General features: G+C 58.4%; 2 protein-coding genes. Both read left to right on the top strand.

Annotation, left to right across the window (positions count from 1 at the left end; all coding sequences use genetic code 11):
- Positions 1 to 204 precede the first annotated feature (204 nt).
- Complete coding sequence (locus JS533_RS13825) at positions 205 to 1593, top strand: AAA family ATPase (protein ID WP_241515324.1); 1389 nt, start codon at positions 205 to 207, stop codon at positions 1591 to 1593.
- Positions 1590 to 2333, top strand: coding sequence for a hypothetical protein (locus JS533_RS13480; protein WP_241515322.1), 744 nt, complete (start codon positions 1590 to 1592; stop codon positions 2331 to 2333). The genes JS533_RS13825 and JS533_RS13480 overlap by 4 nt, the downstream gene beginning before the upstream one ends.
- Positions 2334 to 2750 lie beyond the last annotated feature (417 nt).

Raw genomic sequence — 2750 nt, 5'->3', positions numbered from 1 at the left:
CCATCACCCAACACGACCCTGACCCTACGCGACATCCCGCGGCCCTCCCTTGGACAAACACCACACACAATCCAAGAAGAACACAACCACACACAAAAGGCAAATTAAACCCGACGAAATACTAGGGACACAGGAACGAGGTGTCGCCTCCTTGGATCGGCTTGTTGCGGTTCGGTTCCCTCTTGCCGGTCGGGTAGGATCGGGGTGAGTTCGTATGCCAGAAAGGTCATTGCCGTGAAGTTGACGTTGGATCATTTTGCGGGTATCGAGCATGCCGAAATCCAACTTGACGGGTTGACGGTCATCGCCGGCCTGAATAATACCGGCAAGAGCACCGTTGGCAAGGCGTTGTACTCCGTGTTCAATGCGTTGAACGGTATTCAGGCCCGGCTGCTGCGTCAGCGGCGGGATGAGATCGAGTCGCAGGCGGCGAACGCGCTTCGCGGGTATATGGGGACCGTTCGTTCGAAACGGGGTCGTTACCCGAACGTCCGTGAGGTGGACGCGTATATCGATCACGTTATGGAACGATACGGCGAGGGGCAGTGCGGGTCCGAGGATCCGCAACGGGCACGGTACCGGTCCGCGGTCATCAGCGAGTTGCTCTCGGTCGCCGATCCGGACGCCGGTCCGGAAGTCCCTGCATCGGCGGGAGAGTTCGTGGACCGGCTGTTTGCCGACATCGACGAGATTCTTGACTATCCCGAAGAGGAATTGGTGAAGACCGTGCTGTCCGATTACTTCGGCGACATGTTCCATAATCAGATCATGCCGCTGAACAGTGGAGGGATCAGGAATGCGTCTGTCGAGCTTGTGATCAAGGACAAGCCCATCCGTATCTCGTTCACGGGCGATGAATGTGATTCCGTCGTGCGTGACGTTGATATCGAGCATGATGCCCTGTATATCGCGGACCCGTTCGTGATCGATACGTTGAACCGGCAGTTCCAGCCCGGGCAGTTGGACGTGGTGGAACAGAACTTGAGGAACCGGCTCGTCGATACCGTCGGCCATGCGTCGGATGCTGGAGACGGGTTGGGTGCGAACATGATCCGCCGGAATATAGCCAAGGACAAACTGGCGGACGTCGAGAGGATCCTCGGCGGAGTGATCCCCGGCGACATTCGCTCGCTTGCCGACGGATACTACCTCGATTCGCCGAGGGCGGGCGGTTCGGTCAGGTTCGAGAACATGTCCACGGGGTTGAAATCGTTCGCCGTGCTGAAGATGCTGATCGAGCGGGGCAAGTTCGGGGAGCGTGACGTGCTGGTGTTGGACGAGCCGGAGATCCATCTTCATCCCGAGTGGCAGATGAAGTACGCGCAGGTCATCGTGCTGCTGCAGAAGACGTTCGATCTCACCGTGGTGGTGACCACGCACAGCCCCTATTTCCTGGACGCGTTCGACCTGTATTCGAGGCAGTACGGGACCAGTGGTTCGGCCAGTTACTACGAGTCGTCAAGGGACCTCGAAAGCAACGCCATCGTGTTCGAGGACGTCACCGGGAACATCGACGCCATCTACCAGACGATGGCGGGGCCGATCGACGTGCTCAACGCATTACGCGACGAACTCGAGGAGCGTGACTCGTGAACGGCGTCGGCGGCGGATCCCGGTTCGTGGACTCCGAGACTTTCGCGTCACGGGTCCTCGCCTTGTCCCCGGAGAAGAAGCGCGACCTGGCCAAACGCAACCTCGAATACACGTTGGGAGACACTTCGCTCGACGACAAGCATGAGGAGCTGATGGTCGAAAGCGATCTCAATGCGGTGAACTTTGACGGTCTGGTAGGAGCCATTTGCTTTGCTGCTCCGTATAACGTTTCGTTGAGAAAGCCGATAGTGCCCTGCGCGCCGGATGCGCTCGTCATATCGGACCGGGACCGCCGGTGGCATCTGATCGAGTTCAAGAACGGACGGGTCGACGAGATGCAGGTCATTCGCAAGATGTACGACAGCGTCCTGCTGGCCGTAGATCTGGGCATCGTTCCGGATCGTTCCTACTTCAACGAGTTCGCATCGTTCATCCTGGTCTACAATCCCGACCGGCTGAGCGAATCCCAGAAGGGAAAAGAGGACAAGGACCGCCGGAACAAGACCGCTCAGATTCCCAAGAACAGACGGGCGGAGCTCATCCGCACGCAGGCATACCTCAAGGAACGGGCCGGACAGGATCTCGACCCGTTCGGCATCACCAAGCTGAAGGGATACCTGTTCGACGAGGTCATCGTCCAGACACAGCGGCGATTCATCGACACTCATGACGAATGGAAGGTCCGGCAGCCGGAACGACGTTTGGATCCGGGGTCCTTGGACGCCCAGCCACAACCCTGACAACGGGGTGCCGTACGGATTCCAAGACGAAGGAACCATTACCGTCGCCGGACGTCTTTGGTGGATGCATTTGACATGTATGCAGGTAACGAAATCCGTCGAAAAAGACCGTCCGGTCTCTCTCCGGTGGGTGTCGTTATCCACGTGCATGACAAAGTATCCCCAGCGAAGACGCCGTTTGCGGCATCGGGCAAGGAATTCATGGCGGAGCGTGTTTTGCGCGTCGTGATGGTATGGAAATGCGAGAAAGGGCCAGCCCCCGTGCAGGGGGGGTGGCCCTTTCATCGTTCAACGGTTAGACCCTGTGGGTCATGCCGTCTGACGTCACTCGGTGACCTTGGTCAGGGAGGCGTACAGCATCACGCCGTTGCCGGTGTAGCCGTTCTTCGTGGTGTTGACCTTGTACTCGTTCTGATC

Source organism: Bifidobacterium amazonense (genome assembly GCF_018555435.2).
Lineage (GTDB): Bacteria > Actinomycetota > Actinomycetes > Actinomycetales > Bifidobacteriaceae > Bifidobacterium > Bifidobacterium amazonense.
The sequence above is the reverse complement of the archived record's forward strand: the minus strand, read 5'-3'. Positions and strand labels throughout refer to the sequence as shown.